Here is a 16,697-nt window from a genome sequence, read left to right on the forward strand (position 1 = left end):
AAGATCAAGGTACTTGAAAGCACCAGAGGCTTCGAGAAACAATTTATTTAAGGGGAATCCAGCTGATCAAAGATAGTCAATTATGGGCTGATAATCAATTGTGACAAAGTATTAATCCATTTGGGCAAATACATTACAAATTTGCTTATTTTTAGGGGAGTTTTCAGTCCTTTGGTTCCAGTACTTCCCTGGCTCCGGCTGTCTAATCCAACAAATATGCCATGACACTTCTTGAAATTCTATTCTGGTTATTCCTCTTCATTGTATTTTATACCTACGTAGGCTACGGTATTTTGCTATACTTCCTTGTAAAAGTGAGGCGCTTGCTGGGGCTGCACAAACCCTACGAAGGCAATGCTGATTATGAGCCGGAGGTGACCCTTTTCGTAGCCGCCTATAACGAAAAGGACTATGTGGACGCCAAGGTCCGGAACTCCAAATCTCTCAATTATCCACAAGATAAGGTACGCCACATGTGGGTCACGGATGGCTCTGACGATGGTACGCCCGACATCCTTCAGCAATACCAAGGGGTCGAAGTCCACCACAATCCGGCCCGCAACGGCAAGATTGCCGCTATGAACCGGGGCATGCAGTTTGTCAAAACGCCCATTGTCATCTTTTCGGATGCGAATACAGACCTCGGCGAGGACTCTATTCAGGAGATTGTCCGCCTGTTCCGCAACCCCAAGGTGGGATGTGTATCGGGTGAAAAGCGGATTCGTTCCAAGGATGCAGATGCCGCTGCCGGTGCTGGCGAGGGTATTTACTGGAAGTACGAGTCTACGCTCAAAAAATGGGATGCCGAGCTGTACTCTGTAGTGGGCGCCGCTGGCGAACTCTTCGCCATTCGTACTGAACTCTGGCAGGAAGTAGAGAAAGACACCCTCCTTGATGACTTTATCATTTCCCTGCGGGTAGCTATGCAGGGCTATACCATTCAGTACAATCCCAATGCCTACGCGATTGAGACGGCTTCCGCCAACGTTAAGGAGGAGCTCAAGCGCAAGGTCCGGATCTCAGCGGGCGGCATTCAGTCGGTCATCCGCCTGTGGCCGCTGCTGAATATCTTTAAGTACGGCCGCCTGTCCTTTCAGTATATTTCTCACCGGGTTCTTCGATGGACGCTTACGCCTTTGTTGCTGCTGCTGTTGATTCCGATCAATTTGGCACTCGCACTGCAGGAGGGGTTGCTTGATTTTGGTTTATACAGCCTGCTCTTCTGGGGGCAAGTCCTCTTTTACGCAGCAGCGCTGCTGGGCTGGTTCCTGGAAAACCGCAAGCTCAAGGTGAAGGTCCTATTTGTGCCCTACTACTTTTTCATCATGAACCTTTCGGTGTTTCTCGGCCTGCGCCGGTACCTCAAAGGGCAGCAAAGTGTGAACTGGGAGAGGGCCGTGCGTGGTGCCTGATCAACTTTTCCCGTTGGCAAGCGTAATTGCAAAGGGTTCTTATTCGTTTTGAATAAGGCGGACCGCCTCATAAATTACGCGAATCTATGAATACGGTTTTTCTATACTTACTCTTGCTTTTTTCGAATGCGCCTGCACTGGAAGCCCACGACTTTCACGTCAGCAAATGCCTGATGGAATACGATGCAGAAGCACAGTCGCTGCAGATGAGCATGCATATTTTCCTGGATGACCTGGAGCTCGCGCTTGAGCAACGGGGGCATGACGATCTATTCCTCTGCACCCCAAAGGAAGCCGTTGAAGCCGAGCACCACCTCGAAGCCTACCTGCGCGAACACTTCAAACTGATCGTGAACGGTGAGCCACGGGACTTCAAATACTGGGGTAAGGAAATTTCTGATGACCTCTCAGCCGTTTGGTGCTATATGGAAGTGGAAAACCTGACCAAGGTAGAATCCCTACAGTTGACCTACCGTGTACTTTTCGATACCTACCGGGACCAGAAGAACCTGGCCAGCATCGTCCTGCCCGGACAGGAACCGGGCATGCTGTTTTTTCAGATTGGGGACGAGACTAAGGGGATTTGATTGTTGATTTGGAAAAGATACCTAAGGTTGCTTCAACCGGGACAGGTCCAAAGTAAACCCAGGCATCACCCCTCCACCGGTCGAATCAGCCCCTCCTGAACGGTTAATGCCAACATCTCTTTTTGTAAAGAGAATGCAGATGCATTGAAAGTGATCCGGTCTTTCTGGATGACCTTCACGCAGTGGGGTAGCTTCGCAGGCAAAAGGGCTAAAAACACTATTGAACAAGTGGTTAAAAAGCATTAAATTACAATGAAAATCATTGTTTATGGACTTGATAATATCTGAAAAGACCTTAAAAGCTGCAGAAATATCAGCAGATGAGCTATTAGTAGAAATAGCCGTTCATCTGTATGATACAGAGAGGTTGTCGATAGGGCAAGCAAAAAACCTGGTAAACATGGATCATATTTCGTTTCAACGAGAGTTAGCAAAAAGGAATATATACATAAAATATGATGAAAACGACCTAGATACTGACTTAGAAAATCTGAAAGCTTTCCATCAAAAGAAAGCTTCTTAGCCTGAGCCTAAAACCAACCAGATGATAATAGTCAGCGATACCTCTGTGATTACAAACCTCAAACAGATCGGATATTTAGAAATCCTGGAAAAGTTATTCAAAAGAGTTATAGTTCCTCAAAAAGTAAGTGAAGAGCTTCTGAGAATAGAGGGTAGAGATCAATTATTTGAAGAAAACAGCTGGCTTGAAGTAAGAGAAACTTTGAACAAGCCACTTTATGAAAAATTACTGAAAAGAGTTGATCCGGGAGAGGCTGAATCGATTGCATTGGCCTTGGAAAACAAGGCAGATTTGCTGCTAATTGACGAGAGAAAGGGTAGAAAGGTAGCCGAAGAGTATGGTTTGACTATAACTGGTTGGGTTGGAATTCTAATAGATGCCAAATCGAAAAACTATGTCAATGATATCAAACCAATCTTAGATAAACTAATCTATGACATTGGATTTAGGATAAGTCCAAAACTATATCAGAAAGTTTTGATAATGGTAAATGAGTAAGCCTCTCAATCGGTAGAAAAATGCAGCCGAATATGCCCTGCCCCCCAGGCATTGCATCTACATAGCCAGCCATCCCTACAGACGACAAACAATTCCCTAAAAAATCACCCCTCCACCGGTCGAATCAGCCCCTCCTGAACGGTTGAGGCCACCAATACGCCCTCCTGATTAAAAATACTGCCCCGTGTAAACCCCCTGGCGTTAGAACCACTTGGGCTGTCGATGGCATAGAGTAGCCATTCATCGGCCCGGAAGGGGCGGTGGAACCACATGGCGTGGTCCAGGCTGGCCATTTGAATTTTGGTTTTTGATACCTGATCGCCGTGGGGCAACAAAGCGGTAGTCAGCAAATTATAATCAGAAGCATAAGCCAGTACCGCCTGATGTGCCGTAACCTGATCGGGCATCGCTCCCTTCGACTTCATCCATACGTGGCGAATGGGCTGCTGTTTGCCACTGAGCATGGGGTGCACCCGCTCCACGGGCCGGAATTCAATGGGATGGGAAATTTCCAGGAATTTTCGAATCCCCTCCGGCAGCCGGTCGCCCATCTGCTCCAAAAGGTCGTCCCAGTTCATCAGTGCATCCGGGGGCTGTACATTGGGCATGCTGATTTGGTGGTCAAACCCTTCCTGCTGCTTCTGGAAAGAGGCCGACATGTTAAAAATCGCCCGCCCCTTCTGAATGGCTTTGATACGCCGGGTGGTAAAACTGCCCCCGTCACGGATGCGGTCCACCTCAAAAATGATCGGCTGTGCCACATCGCCGGGCAGGATAAAGTAGGCGTGGAGAGAATGCACAAACCGGTCTTCCGGTACGGTGCGGATAGCCGACTGCAAAGCCTGCGCCAGTACCTGCCCGCCAAATACCCGCTTGCTGCCGATACTGGCACTTTGCCCGCGGAAAATATGCTCTTCGATCGGTTCCAGGTCGAGCAGTTGCAGGAGTGCTTGGATGTCTTTCATATCAATTTTAGAATCAGAAGGGTTTGAATTGGCTAATAATACCAACTTTGCTCATTATCTCGAAATCTCTGTCAATATGCAGGACTTGCATATCGAATTTTCTTGCAAATGCAGCAATTGTACAGTCGTTGGACTTCCTGATTGTCACTCCTTTTTTCCTTAAAGCCCGATAAATTAAAGCCCCGGAAAGAGCGGCTTCAATGGGGTCCCATTCAAGAATATCAAAAGACAGCAAGCTCTCTTTTACCAATTTAAATTGGCTATCTGATTTAATCCCCTGTAGCGTTTCCTGAACAATTACCGGGCATATACTTATTTTTTGATCTTGCCTGATCCATGACATCAAAGCTGCCACTTCCGGCTCTTCACCTCCATTTAAATAGCTAATCCATACAGAGGTATCAACCAAAACACCGCTACTGTTCATATACTGCGCATCTCATCAAGGTTACCTTCCCACTCTACCTTGCCATGGAGCTCAAGCATTCGTAGCCTCTTCATCTTTTTCACGAATTGCTCAAGCGCTTCATTCACGACTTCTTTTTTTGTCTTTAGTTGACTCAATTCAAGCGCCTGCTGAATCAACTGGTCATTTATTTCGATACTAGTACGCATGTACTTACTTTTTTTTTGCATAAAAATATCGAAATTCAGGCACAAATTCAACCATTTTTTAAGCACGCTCGTTTTCATGAATTTTGCCCATCCGTGATCATCAGATCCAGATTATTTGTGGAACGACAATAATTTTCAAGTTGTGGAATGCCTTGATTTAATTTCTCCACCTAGCAAAAAAGCTCTATTTTACCTCGGACAACAAACTGCAGACACCACTGACCATGGGAAAAAGGACGCCTGAGCGCCAAACCAAAAGCCAGCCTGCCGCTGCCCCCAAAGGGTATCCTGACTGGTTTACCAATTCGAAACTCCACCTCTGGGGCTTGTTTGCCCTGAGCTTTTTGCTGTATGCCAATACCCTCGGGCACGGTTATGCCCTGGATGATGCCATCGTGATCTATGACAATATGTTTGTCAAGGAAGGTATCAGCGGCATACCTGGCATTCTGAGCAAGGACACCTTCTTCGGCTTCTTTAAGGAGGAAGGCAAGGCAGCGCTTGTGGCGGGGGGGCGTTACCGGCCCCTGTCACTCATCCTGTTTGCCATTGAGGTGCAGTTTTTTGGGGAAAGCCCCTTCGTAGGGCACCTGTTTAACGGGCTCTACTACGGTGCTACTACGGTGCTGCTGTACCTGGTGCTATTGCAGCTGTTCCGCCCGCAGCAGGGGCAGGTGAAGGCCTACTTCGTTGCCCTGGCGGCAAGCCTGTTGTTTGCCGTCCACCCCATACATACTGAGGTGGTAGCCAATGTCAAGGGGCGGGATGAGATCCTTACCCTGCTGGGCAGCCTTGGGGCGCTATACCTCTCCCTTCGTGCCTTTAACAATAAGCAACCACTTTACAATCTACTGGCAGGTATAGTCTTCTTCCTGGCGCTGATGGCGAAGGAAAATGCCATCATGTTTTTATTTGTAGCACCACTGGCGTACTACTTTTTTACCTCCGCAAAGACCGGCGAAATCATCAAACAGGCCCTGCCCTTTGCTATCGCTGCCGGTGCCTTTCTGGCTATTCGGTTCTCGGTGCTGGGCTTTGGGCTGAGCGATCCGCCCATGGAGATGATGAATAATCCTTTTGTCAAAGTACAGGGCAATGGCTATGTAGCCTTCACGGCACAGGAGCGATTTGCCACGGTGATATACTCTCTGGGAAAATACCTGCAGTTGTTATTTGTACCCGTCACCCTAACCCACGACTACTATCCCCGGGCAATTGGCGTGATGACCTTTGGGGACTGGGAGGCCATGCTCAGCCTGCTGCTCTACCTGGCGCTGGGTGCCTACGCCCTGTGGCGGCTCCCCAAACGCGACCCCATGAGCTTTGCCATTCTGTTCTACCTGATTACCCTGGCTATTGTCTCCAACCTGTTCTTTCCGGTAGGCACGCACATGGCAGAGCGCCTGCTGTTTATGCCTTCTGTAGGGTTCAGCCTGGCGCTGGCACTGCTGGGCTATCGCTGGGCGGTAAAGGGAGCGCCTGCTGGCAAAATTCCAGCCTTCCGTCGCTTCAAACCGGTGCTTGGCATGGTGGCCGGCATCGCGCTGCTGTTTGGGATGAGAACACTGATCCGCAATCCGGTCTGGGCTGACAACTATACCCTTTTCACAACCGATATCCAATACTCGCCCAACAGCGCCAAACTCCGTAATGCGGTAGGCGGTGAGCTCGTCACTCAATCCGTAAAACCGGAGAATGCCACCCGAAAGGAAGCCATGCTGCGCGAAGCCATCGGGCATCTGGAAGAAGCGGTACGCATCCACCCCAACTACAAAAACGCCTACCTCCTCATGGGCAACGCCTACAATTACCTGCAGGCTTACGATCAGTCCATTGCCGCTTACCAAAATGCCCTGTCGATTGACCCCAACTACCGGGATGCCAACCGCAACCTGGGTATTACTTACAAGGATGCCGGCAAATACTACGGCGAGCAGCTCGGCCAGGTGGACAAGGCCATCACTTATCTGAACCAAGCCTACGAACTGATGCCGGACGAGTACGAAGTCATCCGTCTGCTGGGCGTAGCCCACGGTATACGAGGCAACACCCCAAAAGCCATTGAATACTTTACTAAAGCGACCGAAGTTGCGCCCCAAAACCCCAGTGCCTGGTTTGACCTGGGCACCGCCTACTACAACGCCGGCGATCAGCAACGGGGGCAGCAATACCGCAATAAAGCACTGGAACTCGACCCCGGTTTCCTTGAAAAAATGCAGTCAAACAATTAAAACAAGCGACCTGAAATGATCCGACCACTGATTCTATCCTGCCTGCTCCTGATGGGGTACGGGCTACATGCGCAAACTGATCCGGCAACGGCCTGGGCTGACTCCGTGTACAATACCATGACTGAAACCGAGCGCCTGGGGCAGCTCTTTATGATCCGTGCCCATTCTGACCTTGGCCCGGAACACATCCAGTCTGTAGAAACACAAATCAAAAAGTATAAGGTCGGTGGCTTATGCTTTTTCCAGGGCACACCGGAGCGGCAGGTAGAGCTCATCAATCAGTACCAAAAACTTGCCGAACCGGTCCCGCTCATGATGGCCATTGACGGCGAATGGGGGCTGGGCATGCGCATGAAATCCAGCACCATCAGCTTCCCGCGGCAGCTCACCCTTGGTGCCATTCAGGACAACAGCCTGATTTATGAGATGGGGGCCGAGATCGCCCGGCAGATGAAGCTGGCCGGCATCCACGTCAACTTCGCCCCGGTAGCCGATGTGAACAACAACGCCGCCAACCCGGTCATCAACAACCGCTCCTTCGGCGAGGACCGGATGAATGTAGCGGCCAAAAGCTGGCGGTACGCTCAGGGCATGCAGGATAACGGGGTGATGGCCTGCGCCAAGCACTTTCCGGGCCACGGTGATACGGATGTGGATTCTCACCTTGATCTGCCAGTAATCCGCCACGATTTTGACCGGCTTGACAGCATCGAGCTCTTCCCCTTCCGGCAACTGGCCAAACAGGGCATCGGCAGTATGATGGTCGCCCACCTCAACGTGCCGGCTTTGGACGAGCGGGAGAAACGCCCCACTACCCTATCCTACAATACCATCACCAACCTGCTAAAGGAAGGGCTGGAATATGAAGGCATCGTCTTCACCGATGCGCTGGAGATGAAAGGCGTAACCAAGCACTTCGAAAGCGGAGAAGTGGAAGCCGAAGCGCTGGTAGCCGGCAACGATATCCTGCTACTGCCCGAAGATATGGAGGCTGCCTACCGGGAAATCCGCAATTACATCAAAGCCGGAAAGCTAAGTTGGGAAGAGCTTGCGCCCCGGGTTAAAAAAGTGCTCCGCGCGAAATATGAGTTGGGGTTGCAGCAATTTGAGCCCCTGCGCACCGACAGCCTTCGGGAGCTTCTGAACACAGATGACGCTCTGGTGCTTAAGCGCAAACTCCTGGCCAATGCCCTCACGCTGGTCCGCAATCCCAACGACCTCCTCCCCTTCCGGCAACTGGAAGGCATCAAAATGGCGAGCCTGAGCATTAATGCCAATAAAGCCACCCCCTTCCAGGACCGGCTTCAAGAGTACAAGAAAATGCCAGCCCTGCAATGCGGACAAGCACCCTCAGAACGGGAACAGACTCGTCTTATTGCCGAGTTGAGTAAAGCCGATATCGCCATCGTTGGCCTGCATAACATGAGCAGCCGGGCTTCCAATGACTTTGGCATTTCAGGAGCAGCCCGGCGTTTGCTGCAACAACTCCAGCAAAAGACCAAAGTGGTACTTGTCGTCTTCGGCAACCCGTACAGCCTGAAGTTTTTTGACGAGCAGGAGTGGATACTGGAAGCTTACGAAGACAGCCCAATGATGCAGCACCTGGCTGCTGAGGCCCTCTTTGGTGCCCGCGCCATCAAAGGGCGGCTGCCCATCACGGCCTCTCCCAAGAGTGCATTCGGAGACGGTGTGCTCACTGGCAAACTGGCCCGCTTTGGTTTTGCGCCGCCGGCAGCGGTAGGCATGGATGCGGCGACCCTTGCTAAAATTGATGAAATCGCGACAGGAGCGATTGAAGCCAGGGCGACCCCGGGCTGCGTGGTGCTGGTCGCCAAAGATCAGCAAATCGTTTACAAAAAAGCATTCGGCCACCATACTTACTCTGGTGCGCAGCCTGTAGATACCGATGACATTTATGACCTGGCTTCGGTTACTAAAATTGCTGCGACCACGCTGGCAGTCATGTGGCTGCAGGAAGCCAACCAAATACACCTCGACACACCAATCGTGCGGTACCTGCCAGAGTTGGAAGGTACTAATAAAGCCCAACTCTGCCTCCGGGATATTATGGCGCACCAGGCTGGTTTGGAAGATTGGATCCCTTTTTACAAGCAAACTCTGGTACATACCCGTAAAGGTCGAATACTGCACAGCCGCGATTTTTTTCGCCGGATGCCGGAGCCGGGTTTCAGTACGGAAGTCGCCCCGGACATGTACCTTCGGGATGATTTTAGGGCCAACCTGTTCCAGCAGATTTTTGATTCCAATATAGACGATAATCCTCACTACAAGTATAGCGACCTCGGTTTTTACCTGATAGCTGAAATGGTGGACCGCCTCACAGGTATGCCTTTAGATGAATTTACGCGCCGCCTGTTTTATAAGCCTATGGGGCTGGAAACCGCTACTTACCGCCCGCTGGAGCGGTTTGAACCCATAGATATAGCACCTACCGAAATTGATAACTACTTCCGTAAACAGGCACTGCGGGGATACGTGCACGATATGGGCTCGGCTATGCTGGGCGGGGTCAGCGGGCACGCCGGTTTATTTTCTAATGCGCAGGATCTTGCGGCGATCATGCAAATGCTGCTCAACGGTGGTGTATACAGCGATCAGCGCCTGCTCAACGCCGAGACCATTGATGCTTTCGCTCAACGGCACCCAAAATCTACCCGCCGTGGTATAGGCTTCGATATGCGTCAACTGGACCCCAGCAAGTGGATCAACCTGCCTGCCGATGCCTCCGATACAGCATTTGGGCACACCGGCTTTACCGGCACTTGTGCCTGGGCGGACCCAGAAGAAAACCTGGTCCTCGTTTTCCTTTCCAACCGTACTTTTCCGGATATGAACAACTACCGGCTCAATAAGCTTCGTACCCGCCACCGTATCCTTAGCACGGTATACGAAGCTATTGAGCAGTACGAGTACCTGACAGATGCCAATACGACTCAGCACCCACAAGGCATAGTAGTTCGTTAAGCACTCTTATCGCTTGATTACCCGGCGCACGAGTGAACGCTCCCCATTGCTGACCCGCAACAGGTATAACCCTGCAGGCTGAGTTGATAAGTCTATTGGCAGCGTAGCATCACCACTGATCTGCAGGCTTTGAGCAGAAAGCACCTGACCTTGTATCGTCATCAGTTCTACCTGATAGTCGCCCGCCTCCGCTTCGCTAATACGCAGGGTTGTCACTTCACCTGCAGGATTGGGAAATACCTCGACTGCAGCCTCAAGCGCCAGACGGTCTGCTGTATTGCTGGTCGCATCCTCAGTAAGCACAACCGGTGCATCCAGCGAAGCTACGCCATCGCCGCCGGATCCATTGCCGTTATTGGCCGCCAGAATGGAACTGTAGAAACGCACCTCACCGGTACCCGCCTCCGGAGCCACCCATTCTATCTCAAAAGCACTCTCCTGGCTGCGTGAGCTATGCTCGGGATACTCCCGGCCGTTAAGGGCAGTGATTTGTACGCCAGAGGGCGCATTCTGAAAATCGCCAGCCTGTGCATTATTGGCTCCGGTAAGCGCAACTGCCTGAAAGCCGAAAACCGAAGGGTTGCCTGTAAATCCGGCTGAGACCCGCATGGTATACACTTCTCCGGGAATATACGCGTCTACGGCTTCTCCATCTTTCCGGATTTCCAATTCGATGGTGGGCGAGAAATTATTGCCCCCGTGGCAGGCACCACAAGTAGCGCTGCTCAGCGGTGAGCCGGTACGGTCCTGACCCTGTACCGCCCCGGCACCAGAGCTGTTGCCAAGGAATAAAAAAGCGCCGCCAGCCAGCACAAATAGCGTGTAGAGTAATTTAAACTTCATCGTTGGTGGTTTATGAGTGTACATGATGAAGTTAAAGACAGAAAGTGTTGCAAAAGGTTTATCTGCACCTTAGAGAAAGCCAGGGCTAATCTGCAGCGAGGTCGTGCTCGCGACGGTAACCATAGCTTTGCTCTGGATTTTTGCCAGGCGTGCCGGCAAAAAAAGCATCAATATGAGAAAAATCTAATTCCTTATTGCCCGTCGGGCGAAAAGGGGCACTGATCGTGATGAGCTTCTTTTGCCAATCGAAGCGCGCCATAATAACAGGCACCTGCGCCCCCAAAGCAATGTAATAGAACCCGGACTTCAGTTTGTCCACCCGGCTTCGTGTACCTTCAGGAGCTATGCACATGGCAAAGGCCTCTTTTTCATTGAAGACCTCCACCACCGCATCCACATAGCCGTTACTGCGGCTTCGGTCCACGGGGTAGCCACCCAGCCAGCGAAAAAGCCAGCCTAATGGAGGGCGGAACAGACTGGCTTTGCCCACATATTTGATATCGAGTCCCAGTGCAGAACGAGCCAGGAGCCCGACCGGAAAATCCCAGTTCGAGGTATGGGGTACGGCAATGAGAACATACTTAGGCGGCAGTGCCTCATATTCTGTGACAATACGCCAGCCTAGCCAGCGCAATAGCATTGTACTGATGTACCTTCCCATCTTTTAAAGTCGCTTAAATTCGATAAGAGGCTACTAAAATAATCAATTTTACAAAATGTAACTTACTGCTCCTGCATTGCGTAAAAAGAGGTGGACAATGCGAGTGGCAACACTTAACAAAAATGCGTAATTTGCAGCCTTGCTGCCCAAAACCGATTAAACACACGAGCACCTTGAAGCGACTGATATCCCTTTTTTCCCTGCTTTGCCTTACGCTCTGCCTATATGCACAGGAAACGGCAGTGCCTCCGCCACCCGAGATCATACTATCCCTTCCGGCTGGTTATTATCCGGAAGCCGTCTCCATTGACATACAGTGCCCGGGCGGGAAAGTCTATTTCACGCTTGACGGCTCAGCGCCAACCCAACGATCGGCCCGCTATCAAAACCCCATTGCGATAAAGGAAACCACTGTGCTTCGGCTCCTTGCCACTTACGAGGACGGGCGCGAGGATTTACAGGAGGGGCATACCTACTTCATTGGAGAGCCGGAGACCAGCTTTGCCACTATCTCGATTGGCATAGACCCGCCTACCCTTTTCCACCCTTTCTATGGGCTGTTCATGCTTGGTGCGAATGCGGTAGATACGCTATGGAAAAAACCGGGTGCTAACTTCTGGAGCAAACGGGAGACTACCTGCAATCTGGAGATTTTTGAAAGCAACGGGCAGTGCGTATACCGTAGCCCTTCCGGCTTCAGGCTTTTTGGGGGCATGAGCCGCCTCTTTCCACAAAAATCCATAGCCCTCGTTGCCCGCGACGAGTACGGGGAGCACCGCATTGACCACGAAATCTTCGGGAAGCCTGGCAAGAAGAAGTTTAAGTTTTTGGTACTCCGCAACTCGGGCAGCGATTTTGGCAAAAGCCACTTCCGGGATGCCCTCATGACCAGCCTGGTGGAAGACTGGGACCTGGAAACCCAGGACAACCGCCCCGCTCATGTTTACATTAACGGGCGGTACTGGGGCATCTACAACATTCGAGAAAAAATCAACCGCTACTTCATTGACAGCCACTTTGAAGAAGTGGAAAACGACAGCGTAGACATCATGGAGCACCGCTACACGGTCAAAAGAGGCAGTACCCGGCATTACCGTGCGCTGCTCCGCTACCTGGAAAAACACGACCTGAGCGAGCCGGAGCATTTCAACTACGTAGCTGCTCAGATGGAAATTGACAACTTCCTGGACTACCAAATCGCCCAGATTTACTTCGACAATCAGGACGCAGGCGGTAACATCAGGTACTGGCGCCCCCAAACCGAACGAGGGCGCTGGCGGTGGATCCTATACGATACCGACTGGGGCTTTGGCCTGCACGAGCCCAGCGCCTACGAGTTCAACAGCCTCGCTTTTCATACCAATCCTGATGGCCCTGCCTGGCCCAATCCGCCCTGGAGCACCTTCATTTTGCGCAAACTACTGGAAAATGAGGATTGCAGGCACCGTTTTGTCAACCGCTTTGCCGATCGCCTAAACACCTCTTTTGAACCTCAACGGGTGCTGGACCGAGTCAACTTCTTTTACGAGCGGCTGAAGCCCGAGATACCCCGGCACCTCGAACGGTGGAAGCTCAGCCGTACGGACTGGAATTTCCACGTCAATGTCATGCGCACCTTTGCGCAGGAACGCCCCCGATTCGTGCGCATGCACCTGATGGAATATTTTCAGACCGGGGCACAACGCAAGGTCTCTGTGGGCAGTACGAAAGGCGGCCAGGTCGTCCTCAATGAAAACCTGACCATCACTTCTGATACCCTGCTAGGCACCTACTTTGAGCGATTCCCCCTGTCGCTGCGCGTCGTCGCCCACCACGGCTATCGGTTTTCACACTGGGAAGGGGCAATCGCCGGGGACGGACGTCAGGAGCTGTCCCTTTCGCTGGCAGCAGGAGACACAGAGATTTACGCCGTCTTCGAGCCTTACATCCATCCTCTGGAAAGCAAGCTCGTCATCAACGAAATCTCTCCAAAAAGCGGGAATGCTGGCGATTGGCTGGAATTGTACAATGGTTCGAAAGAGCGGCTCAACCTGGCTAAGTGGACCTTAAGTGACCTTAAGCACAATACCTTCACCTTCCCTGCAGTCACGATTGAGCCTAATGATTACCTGGTCATTGCAGAAGATTCTGCGGACTTCAGAGCTACGCACCCGGAAGCCTATAATGTTGTTGGCGGTTTGAACTTTGGGCTGAACAAACGGCAGGAATCCATTGCCCTGTATTCCATCCTTGGGGCTATGGTAGACAGTATCAGCTACGAGGCGCCTCCTGTAGATTCGGCATTCGTACTGAGCCTGCTGTTGCCGGACCTCAACAATTCGGACCCCCAAAACTGGGCCTTCCGGCCAGGCACCGGCACGCCCAATGCCGCCAATCCATATTTTGTAGAAAGCCGGGTACGGGCTCAGCAAACCTTGTGGATGCAAGTTGGTTTGGCAGGAGGTGTGTTTATCTTAAGCCTTTTGTTATTGATTTTGCGGCAGCGCAGGATCCTATAACCACCACAGGAGAAAAAGCAACCCGGTAAGTTTACGCAGCGCTTTCAGGCCAGCTGAAGCTACATTTCTCACCGACTGGTAATTGATTTCCAGTACCTCGGCGATGGTATGGTAATCCATCTGCTGAAAATACTTGAGGTAGAGGACTTCCTGCTGCCGCTTGCTGAGCTGCTTCATCGCCTCTTTCAGCCGGGCGCTTCGCAGTTCCTGGCTTTCCGCTTCGATGATATCGGCATCAATAGAGGTCACCGTTTCTTCTTCAAGACTTGTCTCGTCCAACTCACCGGTAATGCGGCGCAATCGGGTATTACGGCGGATAAGGTCACGGCGAAGGGCTACAAAAAGGTACCGTCGGATAGAGTCGGTGGCCCCTAACCCATCCCTGCGCCGCCACAGACCAATGAACAGGTCCTGAATGACATCCTCCACGAGCGCCTCGTCATCAATGATACGGCGCCCATAACGGAACAGGTCCACCACCTCCCGGCGGTAGATGGCCTCCAATGCGGACTTTTTGCCCTGTCGAAGGGCATCCCAAAGCTGCACGTCATTCATATGGGCTGTTATTTCTGCCTTAAAGATAGGGGTTAGACGGCAGAAGTTGTAGAGGGATTAATGGCGGGGCCTAAATCCCTTGTCAAAAATCCTCGGGCAGTGGGCAAAGCTTTCAGCTTTTGACCAAAACACCGCAAATAGGTTTTTAACAAAATTCTTCTATTTTCGTTAGCTGAACAATCAACGCTTCTTGTCATGACCCGAATTGCCTGCTACTGTTTTGGGATCTTATTGCTATCCGCACTTCTTCCTGCCTGTCAGCCTGCCACAGCCTCTGAACCCAATCAGGATGAGGCCCTGGACCTCGAGGAAATAACCATTGCCGAGTTACAGGCAAAGTATGAATCCGGCCCGCTTTCCGCTGCCATAGTAGTGCAGTACTACCTCGACCGAATCACTGCAATCGACCAATCTGGCCCGGTCCTGAATTCCGTCCTAAACATTAATCCCGATGCCCTGGACATTGCCCGCAGGTTGGATGAGGAACGAGCCAACGGGCGGGTACGCGGTCCCCTGCACGGTATTCCGGTGCTACTCAAAGACAACATCGATACCGGCGACCAAATGCCGACCACTGCCGGCAGCCGGGCGCTGGAAGGGTCTGTTGCACCCGATGATGCGTTTATCGTCAAGCAATTGCGGGAAGCTGGGGCGATTATTCTCGGCAAGACCAATCTCAGCGAGTGGGCGAACTTCCGAAGCACACATTCGAGCAGCGGCTGGAGCGGGCTCGGTGGCCAAACACACAACCCCTATCGCCTCGACTGTAACCCCTGCGGGTCAAGTTCGGGCTCCGGAGTAGCAGTTGCTGCCAACCTTTGCGTGGTGGCGCTGGGTACGGAGACCAATGGCTCCATCGTATGCCCTTCCTCTGCCAACGGGATTGTGGGCATCAAACCTACGGTGGGGCTGCTGAGCCGTGATGGCATCATTCCCATTTCCTTTACGCAGGATACACCCGGGCCTATGGCGCGTACCGTCACAGATGCCGCTATCGCACTGGGCGTGATGACTGGCGTGGATGAGGCGGATGCCAAAACCACTGCAAGTGTAGGGCAGTTCAGAACCGACTACACGCCTTACCTCGACAATACAGCCCTGAAGGGTAAACGGATTGGCTACTACACCGCCCCCAAAGGCACTCACTACAAAGTGGACACCCTCATGGAAAGCGCCATGCAGACCCTGCGCGAACAAGGGGCAGAAGTGATTGCCATTGAGGACCGCCTGCCTTCCCAAACCGGCAGCCTGAGCTATCAGGTGATGCTCTATGAATTCAAAGACGGGCTCAATCAATACTTTGGCAGCCTGGGCCCCAATGCTCCGGTGAAATCAATTGAGGAACTCATCGCTTTCAATCAGGCCGACGAGGTGGAGCTCCGTCATTTCCATCAGGATATTTTGGAACAAGCCGCGCAAATGGGGCCGCTGGATAGCGATGATTACCGCAGTACCGTATCAGAAATGCAGCGCCTGGCCCGGGCTGAAGGTATTGATAAAATCATGGCCACCTACGAACTGGACGCCCTGATCGCCCCCACCGGTGCTCCGGCCTGGAAAACCGATCATGTCAATGGCGACCACTATACCCTGGGCAGTTCCTCCCCTGCTGCGTGGGCAGGCTACCCCAACATCAGCGTACCTATGGGCTTTATCGAAGGGCTGCCGGTAGGCTTGTCTTTTTATGGAACTGCATGGAGCGAACCGGTGCTGATCGGGCTGGCGTATGATTTTGAGCAGGCGCGGGGGGCGCGGCGGGCGCCGGAGTTGTAGAGCGTCCTAATCTTTTTTAGTGCTTCCAAATTGATGCTCAAGTCATTCAACCCAGGGGTAGAGTTTTGCCTTAATGAGTAGATGTCTTTCTGTAATTCGCTCAGGTTGGTTCAATTTGAGAACTTTTATCGTTGCCGCACCAACTGGAGATTTCGCAATAAGCATACCTTCTCGATCCCATTCAAAGTGGTCCTTCCATTGATCTGCCCGAGGATGAAATAATCTTATCGGGTTTCTATCAGGCAGGAAGACAGTAGCGACATCTGACCCTTTGTAAAAATTACAAATAGCACACGAGTAAGCGAGGTTTTCCAAATCACTACCACCACCATGTTTAATTGGAATGATGTGATCTACTTCGAAACCGATAACTGAGAAGGCTTCATTTATCAAACAGTATTCACAGGAATCTTCCGCTCTATTCTTAACCTTAACCCTTGTACTTTTTGCAATATATACGCAATACGAAGTGGTTTGCGACATCGGAGCAAGCCACTTCCCAGCGTAAATGCTGACATTGAGTAGGTTTGCTGTGGCAAACCACTTAATCG

At 51.6% G+C, this 16,697-nt stretch carries 15 protein-coding genes; 8 read left to right on the forward strand and 7 right to left on the reverse strand.

Features of this window, described 5'->3' with window-relative positions; translation table 11 throughout:
• Window positions 1-221: 221 nt before the first annotated feature.
• The 4 genes from MRY86_RS20865 (at window position 222) to MRY86_RS20880 (ending at window position 3,020) form a co-directional block, all read left to right on the forward strand.
• Window positions 222-1,412: a glycosyltransferase family 2 protein gene (locus MRY86_RS20865; RefSeq protein ID WP_293567156.1), complete on the forward strand. Its 1,191-nt coding sequence runs from the start codon at window positions 222-224 to the stop codon at window positions 1,410-1,412.
• 86 nt (window positions 1,413-1,498) lie between these two features.
• The gene (locus MRY86_RS20870) at window positions 1,499-1,999 is read left to right on the forward strand and encodes a DUF6702 family protein (protein WP_293567157.1); all 501 of its coding nucleotides are present in this window, start codon (window positions 1,499-1,501) and stop codon (window positions 1,997-1,999) included.
• A gap of 268 nt (window positions 2,000-2,267) precedes the next feature.
• A complete protein-coding gene (locus MRY86_RS20875) occupies window positions 2,268-2,522 on the forward strand; it encodes a UPF0175 family protein (RefSeq protein WP_044221737.1) in 255 nt (84 codons plus the stop codon).
• A gap of 21 nt (window positions 2,523-2,543) precedes the next feature.
• Entirely contained in the window at window positions 2,544-3,020 is a 477-nt protein-coding gene (locus MRY86_RS20880; RefSeq protein WP_293571863.1) for a DUF3368 domain-containing protein, read from the forward strand.
• Window positions 3,021-3,124: 104 nt separating this feature from the next.
• Here the strand turns inward: MRY86_RS20880 and tesB are convergent, their stop codons facing one another.
• The 3 genes from tesB to MRY86_RS20895 are packed head-to-tail and all read right to left on the reverse strand — an operon-like array spanning window position 3,125 to window position 4,678.
• Complete coding sequence (gene tesB / locus MRY86_RS20885) at window positions 3,125-3,985, reverse strand: acyl-CoA thioesterase II (protein ID WP_293571865.1); 861 nt, start codon at window positions 3,983-3,985, stop codon at window positions 3,125-3,127.
• A 13-nt stretch (window positions 3,986-3,998) separates the two neighbouring features.
• On the reverse strand, window positions 3,999-4,412 hold the full coding sequence (locus tag MRY86_RS20890) for a PIN domain nuclease (protein WP_293563167.1): 414 nt from the start codon (window positions 4,410-4,412) through the stop codon (window positions 3,999-4,001).
• Window positions 4,409-4,678 carry a type II toxin-antitoxin system VapB family antitoxin gene (locus MRY86_RS20895; RefSeq protein ID WP_293563166.1) on the reverse strand — a complete coding sequence of 90 codons (270 nt, stop codon included), beginning with the start codon at window positions 4,676-4,678 and terminating at the stop codon, window positions 4,409-4,411. Before MRY86_RS20895 ends, MRY86_RS20890 begins: the two co-directional genes overlap by 4 nt.
• A gap of 146 nt (window positions 4,679-4,824) precedes the next feature.
• Between MRY86_RS20895 and MRY86_RS20900 the strand changes: the two genes are divergently transcribed.
• Together MRY86_RS20900 and MRY86_RS20905 are read left to right on the forward strand one after the other, a co-directional pair.
• Window positions 4,825-6,831: a tetratricopeptide repeat protein gene (locus MRY86_RS20900; protein WP_293571867.1), complete on the forward strand. Its 2,007-nt coding sequence runs from the start codon at window positions 4,825-4,827 to the stop codon at window positions 6,829-6,831.
• A gap of 15 nt (window positions 6,832-6,846) precedes the next feature.
• Window positions 6,847-9,816: a glycoside hydrolase family 3 N-terminal domain-containing protein gene (locus MRY86_RS20905; protein WP_293564621.1), complete on the forward strand. Its 2,970-nt coding sequence runs from the start codon at window positions 6,847-6,849 to the stop codon at window positions 9,814-9,816.
• Between the two features lie 6 nt (window positions 9,817-9,822).
• Here the strand turns inward: MRY86_RS20905 and MRY86_RS20910 are convergent, their stop codons facing one another.
• Together MRY86_RS20910 and MRY86_RS20915 are read right to left on the reverse strand one after the other, a co-directional pair.
• Window positions 9,823-10,659 carry a choice-of-anchor V domain-containing protein gene (locus tag MRY86_RS20910; protein WP_293564619.1) on the reverse strand — a complete coding sequence of 279 codons (837 nt, stop codon included), beginning with the start codon at window positions 10,657-10,659 and terminating at the stop codon, window positions 9,823-9,825.
• 85 nt (window positions 10,660-10,744) lie between these two features.
• The gene (locus tag MRY86_RS20915) at window positions 10,745-11,320 is read right to left on the reverse strand and encodes a lysophospholipid acyltransferase family protein (RefSeq protein ID WP_293564617.1); all 576 of its coding nucleotides are present in this window, start codon (window positions 11,318-11,320) and stop codon (window positions 10,745-10,747) included.
• Between the two features lie 173 nt (window positions 11,321-11,493).
• Between MRY86_RS20915 and MRY86_RS20920 the strand changes: the two genes are divergently transcribed.
• Complete coding sequence (locus tag MRY86_RS20920; protein ID WP_293564615.1) at window positions 11,494-13,818, forward strand: CotH kinase family protein; 2,325 nt, start codon at window positions 11,494-11,496, stop codon at window positions 13,816-13,818.
• Here the strand turns inward: MRY86_RS20920 and MRY86_RS20925 are convergent.
• Window positions 13,813-14,373 carry a sigma-70 family RNA polymerase sigma factor gene (locus MRY86_RS20925; RefSeq protein WP_293564613.1) on the reverse strand — a complete coding sequence of 187 codons (561 nt, stop codon included), beginning with the start codon at window positions 14,371-14,373 and terminating at the stop codon, window positions 13,813-13,815. The genes MRY86_RS20920 and MRY86_RS20925 overlap by 6 nt on opposite strands.
• A 195-nt stretch (window positions 14,374-14,568) precedes the next feature.
• On the opposite strand from MRY86_RS20925, the gene MRY86_RS20930 reads away from it, so the two are divergent.
• Window positions 14,569-16,146, forward strand: a complete 1,578-nt coding sequence (locus MRY86_RS20930) for an amidase (protein WP_293564611.1) — start codon at window positions 14,569-14,571, stop codon at window positions 16,144-16,146.
• Window positions 16,147-16,188: 42 nt separating this feature from the next.
• On the opposite strand, the gene MRY86_RS20935 is transcribed toward MRY86_RS20930, so the two are convergent.
• Window positions 16,189-16,697, reverse strand: a 509-nt coding sequence (locus tag MRY86_RS20935; protein WP_293564609.1) for an HNH endonuclease signature motif containing protein, incomplete at its 5' end; no start/stop codon positions are given.

It is taken from the genome of Phaeodactylibacter sp. (genome assembly GCF_022763345.1).
Taxonomy (GTDB): domain Bacteria; phylum Bacteroidota; class Bacteroidia; order Chitinophagales; family Saprospiraceae; genus Phaeodactylibacter.

Bases quoted from the DNA above. Each gene is read 5' to 3' on its own strand.
- MRY86_RS20865 (WP_293567156.1), top strand. From the start codon at position 222: ATGACACTTCTTGAAATTCTATTCTGGTTATTCCTCTTCATTGTATTT.
- MRY86_RS20870 (WP_293567157.1), top strand. From the start codon at position 1,499: ATGAATACGGTTTTTCTATACTTACTCTTGCTTTTTTCGAATGCGCCT.
- MRY86_RS20875 (WP_044221737.1), top strand. From the start codon at position 2,268: ATGGACTTGATAATATCTGAAAAGACCTTAAAAGCTGCAGAAATATCA.
- MRY86_RS20880 (WP_293571863.1), top strand. From the start codon at position 2,544: ATGATAATAGTCAGCGATACCTCTGTGATTACAAACCTCAAACAGATC.
- tesB (WP_293571865.1), bottom strand. From the start codon at position 3,985: ATGAAAGACATCCAAGCACTCCTGCAACTGCTCGACCTGGAACCGATC.
- MRY86_RS20890 (WP_293563167.1), bottom strand. From the start codon at position 4,412: ATGAACAGTAGCGGTGTTTTGGTTGATACCTCTGTATGGATTAGCTAT.
- MRY86_RS20895 (WP_293563166.1), bottom strand. From the start codon at position 4,678: ATGAAAACGAGCGTGCTTAAAAAATGGTTGAATTTGTGCCTGAATTTC.
- MRY86_RS20900 (WP_293571867.1), top strand. From the start codon at position 4,825: ATGGGAAAAAGGACGCCTGAGCGCCAAACCAAAAGCCAGCCTGCCGCT.
- MRY86_RS20905 (WP_293564621.1), top strand. From the start codon at position 6,847: ATGATCCGACCACTGATTCTATCCTGCCTGCTCCTGATGGGGTACGGG.
- MRY86_RS20910 (WP_293564619.1), bottom strand. From the start codon at position 10,659: ATGAAGTTTAAATTACTCTACACGCTATTTGTGCTGGCTGGCGGCGCT.
- MRY86_RS20915 (WP_293564617.1), bottom strand. From the start codon at position 11,320: ATGGGAAGGTACATCAGTACAATGCTATTGCGCTGGCTAGGCTGGCGT.
- MRY86_RS20925 (WP_293564613.1), bottom strand. From the start codon at position 14,373: ATGAATGACGTGCAGCTTTGGGATGCCCTTCGACAGGGCAAAAAGTCC.
- MRY86_RS20930 (WP_293564611.1), top strand. From the start codon at position 14,569: ATGACCCGAATTGCCTGCTACTGTTTTGGGATCTTATTGCTATCCGCA.